Raw genomic sequence first — 7,195 nt, forward strand, 5'->3', positions numbered from 1 at the left:
ACCGCCTCGGCGCTTCGGGAGCCGACATGAGCCCTCTCGTCGCGCCGAACGCTCCGCGGTCCGGTCCCGCGTCGGACGCATTCATATATACCACGAGACCGTATCGGGGGTATGGAGGGACGCGAGGACTCCCGCGTGAACTACGAGACGAGCAGGGAGCTGATGGATCTCCTCAGGTACACCTGCGAGACGCTGAGCCTAGAGTTCGACCGCTGGGGCGAGACGTACGTCGCCGGGCCGAGCCTGTATTTTCTCATCGTCGCCGACGTCGACTTCGACTCCTACACCGACCCGCTGGGCGCGAACACGTGGCCGATCGACCGCTGTGGGGTCGTCTCCGAGTCGGCCGAGCCGTTCATCGACGTCGCCAGAGACGTCGCGTTCAGCTGTGACGGCGCGGTCGTCGTCGCCGCCGACGGGACGATCCAAGAGCAGATGGTCCGCGTCAGGAGCCCGAGCAAAGAGGAGATGGGCGACGTCGGGGAGCTGACATACGCCGACTGGATGGGGACCAAACACCTGAGCGCGATGGAGATATCCACCCGCGAGGAGGTGCTTTTCGCCGTCACGCTGAGCGAGGAGAACGGCCGCGTCACGTCCTTCGTTGACGGGACGTACCGGGACTACCCCCGCGAGGAGATCGGCGGCCGGTGGCGGCCGGAGTGACGGCTCGGACCCGAGGCGGCGTCGTCGAAAAAAAGAGCGGTCGTCGACAATCGACAACGGAACGACTCAGTCGTCGTCTGTCGCGACCGGTGACGCGCCAACGTCCGCGCCGGTCGCCGGCCCCTCGTTTCTGGTGACGAACGTGTCGATCTGTTCGACCAGCCGGTCGGTCTGGCCGGCGAGCGATCCGATGTCGTCGATGACGTCCTCGATCGCGCCGGTCTGGGTGTCGACCGCCTCCGCGACGTCCTCGGCGCCGGAGGCCGTCTCGCCGCTGAGACTGCCGACCTCCTCGACCATCGCGACGACCTCTTCGGTCGAACTCGCCTGGTCGTCGGTCGCGTGACTGATCGACTGGATGCCGTCGTTCGCGTCGTTGATCTCCTCGATCGCGGTCTCCAGGGAGTCGGCCCCCTCCCGCATGGCTTCGAGGCCGTCGGCGACCCGCTCGTCCGTCCGTTCCATCGACGTGACCACGCTGTCGGTCGATCGCTGGACGTTCTCGATCAGCTCCTCGATCTCTCTTGTCTTCTCGGAGGTCTCCTCGGCGAGGGACTTCACCTCGTTGGCGACGACGCCGAACCCGTCGCCGATCTCGCCGCCTCCGTCGCCGCCGGCGCGGGCGGCCTCGATGTTCGCGTTGAGCGCGAGGATGTTCGTCTGCTCGGCGATGTCGTCGATCAGGTCGACGATCTCGCCGATCTGGTCCATCTCGCTTTCTAGTTCGGTCACCTCCTCGATGGTCTCGGTCGTCTGCGTTTGGGCGGCCTCGATCTGATCGACGGCGTGCCGCGTCTGCTCGCCGACCTCGGATCCCTTCTCGGCGGCCCGCTCGGACTTGCCGGCGACCTCGTCCGACGAGGAGGCGACCTCCTCGATCGTCGCCGACAGGTCGGTCAACTCGTCGGCCGCCCGCTGGACGTTCTCGTCTTGCTTCTCGGCGTTCTCCGAGACGACGCCGATCGAGCTCTCGATGGTGTCGTTCTGTTGTGTCACCGTCGAGGCCGCGGTCTCGACCTGCTCGATCGCCTCGTCGACCGAGACCGCGAACGACCGGACGTCCTCGATCGTCTCCTCGAGATCGATCGCCATCTCGTCGAACGACTCCGCGACGGGGCTCATCACGTCGCTTTCGACCTCGTCGCCGACCCGAACCGAGAGGTCGCCGTCGGCCGCGGACTCGAGCACGACGCTCAGGCGCTCGGCCTCGCGGGTCAGGGTCTCGTTGCGGCTCTCGACGGCCGCCTTCGCCTCCTTGGCCTCGGTCTGGGCGGTCTCGAGTTCATCGAGTTTCTCCCTGAGCGCGTCCCGCATCCCGGCGAGTCCCCGGTAGATGTCGCCGACCTCGTCGGTCCGCGGGCTCCGGAGATCGATGTCGATGTTCCCGTGTTTCATCTGCTCGGCGCGCTCGCTGAGGAAGGCGAGCTCGTTCGTGATGTCGCGGGCGACGACGATGGAAAACACCGCCGATCCGATCACCGCGATCGCCGCGATCGCGATGAACGCCGACCCGACCTGGCTCCGGGCCTCGCCGGTGAGTCCGCCCTCGATGGCCGCCCACCGCGAGTAGGTGGTCAGGAGGACGACCGCGCCGAAGAGGGCGTTCCCGGCGACGACCTTCCAGCCCAGCGAGCCGATGATGCCGCCCGTTTCGAGTTCCTGTACGCCCGCGTCGGAACCGCTGTCGTTGTCGTCGTGGGTGTGGCTGTTGTCGGACATCGTTGTCAGTTGAGCGCCCCCGAGAACGTTTGATCATCGAGCATCGTCGACACCCGGGCCGCCCGGGCGGCGACGATCGCGTCGAACCCGACCTTCGCGGTCAGATCGAGCGACGCGATGACGAAGTGGTAATCCGCGACCCGGACGAGCTCGAACCCGGTCGGCCCCATCAGCCACAGGACCGGGTACACGCACCACAGGACGATCGTCAGATCGCGGATCGTCCGGAACGTGCTCTGGACCGCCGGTATCCGGTCGTTGGCGACCGTGGTGACCTTCGTCACGAGGAGGTACAGCAGGTACACGAAGGCGAGCATCGAGACGGCGAACCCGGCCCACCGCACGGTCCCGGGAACCGTCGTTGCGACGTACCCGGCCGCGATCATCACCGCGTCGGCCGCCATCGCCTTGCCGATCAGCCGCTTGTCCGCCCCGGCGGTCAGCCCGATGTAGGCGACGATCATCGGCGTCGTGAGGACCCAATCGAGGTATCTGGCCTCGACGATCACGTTCTGACCGATCGTGCCGGCCGAACTGAGCGCCATGACGGCGTACAGCACGCCCGCGATGCCCGTGATCGCCGGCAACAACAGGTACGACCGCGGTTTCTGTGACGACGTCAGGTACCACAGCGCGAACACGCCCGTCGCGACGAGCATGATCGCCGACGTGACGCTGAATACACCTAGTTCTACGACCATACCGATGGGTGGTGCGGTATATAAATAATCCCTGCAATCGTTTCGAGAACTGAGTGGCGAACGAACGACAAACGGACCGCAGAACGCCCTCAGAGCCGGGTTCAGACCGTCTCCGAGCCGCTCCACTCGGCGTCGGAGAGCGTCCGCTGGACGACGTCGGTGTCGAGCGCCTCCGCGAGCGTTCGGAACCCGGCCTCCTCGGCGCGCTCGTCGGCGTTCGCGACCAGTCGGGACACGATGAACTCCGGCGTCGAGCGGCCGACCTCGCCGAACCGCGGCTGGTAGTCCACCTCCAACTCGAGATCGCCGGTCAGCCCCTCGGCGAATATACCGTCCGTGCGGGCGGTGTCCGGCAGCGGTTCGAGGTCGTCCGCCAGGTGCGTCACGAACGTCCCGAGGGCGCCCTCGGCGATGGTCAACCGGACGAGGCCGAAGAGCAGATCGGCCGCCCGCCCCGGCTCGGTGATCGCCTCGAACTCGTCGACGAGCATGAGCGTCCGGTCGCCCGAGACCAGCGGCGGGACGACAGAGCGGAGCGTCGATTCCAGGACGCCGGCGTTGAAACTCGCGTGCCGGCGGTGGAAGACGAGCCGATCGAGCACGGAGACCTCGGCCTCGGCGGCCGGCACCGGAAGGCCCATGTGCGCCATGATCTCGACGGCACACAGCGTCTCCAGAAGGGTCGTCTTGCCCCCGCTGTTCGCGCCGGTGAGCACGCTCACCTGCTCGTCGCCGGGCGGCGCGATCGTCTGTCGGCCGACCGCGTAGGTGACCGGCTGTACGTCGCTGTCGGGATCGCCGTCCAACGAGAGGTTCCGGGCCGAGACGACGGCGAGCGTCCCCCGATCGACGTACGTCGGCCGCGTGAGATCCCGGGCGGCCGCGAACCGTCCCAAGGAGAGATCGCGCGCGACGGTCGCGATCGCGGCGCTCGCCCGCTCGACGTCCGCGCCCGCGGCGTCGACGTCCGCCTCGAAGGCCGACCGGACCGCCTCCCGGCGCTCGTCGATCGCCGAGGCGAGGTCCTCCCGGAGCGCCCGGAGGGTCTCGGCGACGAACGCCGTCGCGTCGACCGCGTCCTCGGCCATCGCGTCCCGTATCCGCCCGGACTCGAGGCCCGTCTCGCGCCGGAGGTACTCGACCGTTCCGGCGCGGAAGCCGGCGGTATCGTCGATCCCGCCGCCCCGGAGCTCCTCGAGGATCTCCTCGGGACTCGCCGCGAGCCGATCGACGGTCTCGCGGGCCTCCCGGAGCCGATCGAGCGTCCCATCGGCCCCGGCGGCGATCCGATCGCCCTCCAAGGCCCGCAGCGCGACTGCGGCCTCCGAGAGCGCCCCGACGTCGAGGTCGGCGATCGGCTCGAAGACGGGGCCCGAAACGCCGGCCTCGCGGAGTTCGATCGCGGCCTCGACCGCGGCGATCCGACCGCCGCCGGCGTCGTCGTAGGCCTCGAACGCCTCGAGGATCGCCTCGCGGTGGGCCTCGTCCGCCTGCTCCCACGCCGATCGCCCGCGTTCGACGGCCTCGAGGCGATCGGCCATCGCTTCGCGGTCAGTCAGCGGCGTCAGCGTTCGGATCCGGTCGGAGGCGACCTCGCTGACGGCGTGTTCGGCGGCCTCCTCGAGGACGGTCTTGTACACCGCCCGGGCGTCCCGCGTCGCCAACAGCTCCATGCCGTCGGCGCTCTGTGCGCGCCGGAGGATCCGCGTCGCGCGGCTCCGGCCGACCCCGGCCTCGACGAGCGCCCGGACGTCGCCCGCCTCGATGGCTTCGAGTGCCGCCTCGGTCCCGATCGCCTCCTCGAGCGTCGCCCGCGTCTTCGGGCCGACCCCCCAGTACGCCTCGAGTTCCATGCCGGACCCCTCGGGGACGCCGACTATCAGGCTGACGGAGCGCCCCCGCCCCGCGTCCCGTCGCCGCTTCGCCGCGCGGCGTCGGATCTACTCGGTGTACTCGACGCCGGCGATATCGATGCGGGCACCACCCGCAGAGCCCTCGGCGAGGCGCATCCCCCAGCCGTGGGCCTCCGCGACCTCCCTGACGATGCTGAGCCCGAACCCGGTGCCGTCCTCGGCGGTCGAGTAGCCGGCTTCGAGCGCCTCCTCGCGGCGCCCCTCGGGGATGCCGGGGCCATCATCCTCGATGAAAAAGCCCGATTCGGCGTCCAGTTCGCCGACGGTGATCGCAACGTCGTCGCCGCCGTGCTCGATAGCGTTCCGAAAGAGGTTCTCTAAGAGCTGTGCGAGCCGCGACGCGTCGGCCTCGATCCGGCGCTCGATCCCCGTCCGGAGCGTGGCGTCGGCGGTCTCGATCCGCGGCCAGCACTGCTCGGCCGTCTCCCCGACGTCGACCGGCTCGGTCTCGGTGATCGTCTGTCCCTTCCGGGCGAGCGCTAAGAGGTCGTTGATCAGGTCGTCCATCCGATCGATGGCCCCCTGGATGTGCTCGAAGTGCTCGCTGTCGGCCTCCTCGCGCGCCATCTCTAACCGTGCGTCGACGATGGCGAGCGGGCTCCGGAGGTCGTGACTGACGACGCTCGCGAACTCCTCGAGGCGGTCGTTCTGCCGCCGCAGTTCCGCCTGCCGCTCGCGGGCCGTCGAGAAGTCCGTCGAGAGCCCCAAGAGCCGCGGCGACCCGTCCGGCGCGTCCGCGCCGCGCTGGACGTAGGCGCTCGTCCGTATCCAGTTCGTCTCCCCGTTGTCCGGGTGCGTCCGGTACGTGGCCGACTCCTGGTCGCTTCGACCGCTCGTGACCGCCTCGTAGGCCTCCGTGACGTCCTCGCGGTCCTCGGGGTGTACCGACTCGATCACCCCCGACACGTCCGACAGCGCGTCGCGCTCGACGCGGTGGAGCTGCTCTACGGGCCCCTGGATCTCCTCCATCTCGCCGGTCTCGAGATCGAGCGACCACAACAGCGAGTTCGTCCCCTCGAGGACGTACGTCAGCCGGTCTCGGAGCTCGTCGAGTTGGCCCTCGCGACGCCTGGACTCGGTGACGTCGCGCACGACGACCGCACAGCCGTCGAACGCCTCGTCGTACGGCAGCACCGAGATCCGGGCCTCGTAGACGTGCTCGTCGTCGTCGCCGGGCGGTGTCACCGCGATCTCCAGTTTGCCCTGCTCTGTGTCGGTCCCGTCCGACAGCAGCTCCGGCAGGAGCTCGACGTAGTCCTCGACGACCTGTTGCGGGACGACCCCCTCCTCGACCAGCTCGGCGAACGGCGTACCCTCCAGTTCCGCGGGGTCGCGGTCGACCGTCTCGGCCCACGCGCCGTTGACGTACTGCATCCGGCCGTCGGCGTCCAGCTTGAAGATCCCGTCCGGCGACGTCCCGACCAGCGTCTCGAACTCCCGAAGCTGTTCGTTCCGCCGCCGGAGCTCCCGCTCGTGTTCGACCCGCTGGGTCACGTCGTAGGCGGTCAGGAGGACGCGCTCTATGGAGCCGTCCCGGCGCGTCACCGGGTCGACCGTCACGTCGAGATCCCGGCTGAGCGCCCCGTAGCGGTACCGGGTCTCGTAGGTCACCGTTTCGCGCTCGCGGGCGTCCTCGAGGTGCGTGCGCAACTGCTCCGGCGTGATCGAGAGCCGCTCGGCGAAGGGGGTCTCGGGGAGGGGCCGACCCACTACCCCCTTGGCCGCGTCGGGGAGCATCTCGCGGGCCGACTCGTTGAGCCGCCGGACGCGCCCGTCCGGTTCGAGCACCACGACCGCCATCTTCGGGTGATCGAACAGCGCGTCGTACTGCCGCCGCGTCACCGGGCTGACGTCCGCGTCCGCACTCGGGTCCGCACTCGCGTCCGCGCCGCCGTCGCGTCCGTCGGGGCCGGTGGTTCGGTCCGACGGGCGATTACGCATCGCCCCTCCGTCGGACCCACCGCAACACAGCCCGCTCGTCGGTCGGTTCAGTCATACCCGATCGAAAACGGTCCGGGGTAATTAATACTACTCCGCGTTTTCGCCGCGTAAACTACCCCACCCTACTCCCTCGGCGCATACGCGCCTCGGTCCTTGAGGGTGGGGCTTTGATGTGGACTCCCGGCAATCAGTCACCAGCAATAGGCCGGTGACTCTCGCCGTTCAACGTCCCACCATTCACACGCAGGTCTACTT

The 7,195-nt window shown here is 68.9% G+C and carries 5 protein-coding genes; 1 reads left to right on the top strand and 4 read right to left on the bottom strand.

Annotated features, from left to right (window positions below; translation table 11 throughout):
* Positions 1-111: 111 nt before the first annotated feature.
* The gene (locus tag Q0916_RS05200) at positions 112-666 is read left to right on the top strand and encodes a diadenylate cyclase (RefSeq protein ID WP_299235313.1); all 555 of its coding nucleotides are present in this window, start codon (positions 112-114) and stop codon (positions 664-666) included.
* Positions 667-732: 66 nt separating this feature from the next.
* Here the strand turns inward: Q0916_RS05200 and Q0916_RS05205 are convergent, their stop codons facing one another.
* The 4 genes from Q0916_RS05205 to Q0916_RS05220 form a co-directional block, all read right to left on the bottom strand.
* Complete coding sequence (locus Q0916_RS05205) at positions 733-2,385, bottom strand: methyl-accepting chemotaxis protein (RefSeq protein ID WP_299235316.1); 1,653 nt, start codon at positions 2,383-2,385, stop codon at positions 733-735.
* Between the two features lie 5 nt (positions 2,386-2,390).
* On the bottom strand, positions 2,391-3,086 hold the full coding sequence (locus Q0916_RS05210; RefSeq protein WP_299235319.1) for a bacteriorhodopsin: 696 nt from the start codon (positions 3,084-3,086) through the stop codon (positions 2,391-2,393).
* Between the two features lie 101 nt (positions 3,087-3,187).
* Complete coding sequence (locus Q0916_RS05215) at positions 3,188-4,939, bottom strand: MutS-related protein (RefSeq protein ID WP_299235321.1); 1,752 nt, start codon at positions 4,937-4,939, stop codon at positions 3,188-3,190.
* 87 nt (positions 4,940-5,026) lie between these two features.
* Complete coding sequence (locus Q0916_RS05220) at positions 5,027-6,940, bottom strand: PAS domain-containing protein (protein ID WP_299235323.1); 1,914 nt, start codon at positions 6,938-6,940, stop codon at positions 5,027-5,029.
* Positions 6,941-7,195: the final 255 nt, after the last annotated feature.

The sequence above is a fragment of the Natronomonas sp. genome (assembly GCF_028274965.1).
Taxonomy (GTDB): Archaea; Halobacteriota; Halobacteria; order Halobacteriales; family Haloarculaceae; genus Natronomonas.

What these genes read in the sequence shown, in the direction of transcription:
- Q0916_RS05200 (WP_299235313.1), top strand. Translation starts at nt 112, where the DNA reads ATGGAGGGACGCGAGGACTCCCGCGTGAACTACGAGACGAGCAGGGAG.
- Q0916_RS05205 (WP_299235316.1), bottom strand. Translation starts at nt 2,385, where the DNA reads ATGTCCGACAACAGCCACACCCACGACGACAACGACAGCGGTTCCGAC.
- Q0916_RS05210 (WP_299235319.1), bottom strand. Translation starts at nt 3,086, where the DNA reads ATGGTCGTAGAACTAGGTGTATTCAGCGTCACGTCGGCGATCATGCTC.
- Q0916_RS05215 (WP_299235321.1), bottom strand. Translation starts at nt 4,939, where the DNA reads ATGGAACTCGAGGCGTACTGGGGGGTCGGCCCGAAGACGCGGGCGACG.
- Q0916_RS05220 (WP_299235323.1), bottom strand. Translation starts at nt 6,940, where the DNA reads ATGCGTAATCGCCCGTCGGACCGAACCACCGGCCCCGACGGACGCGAC.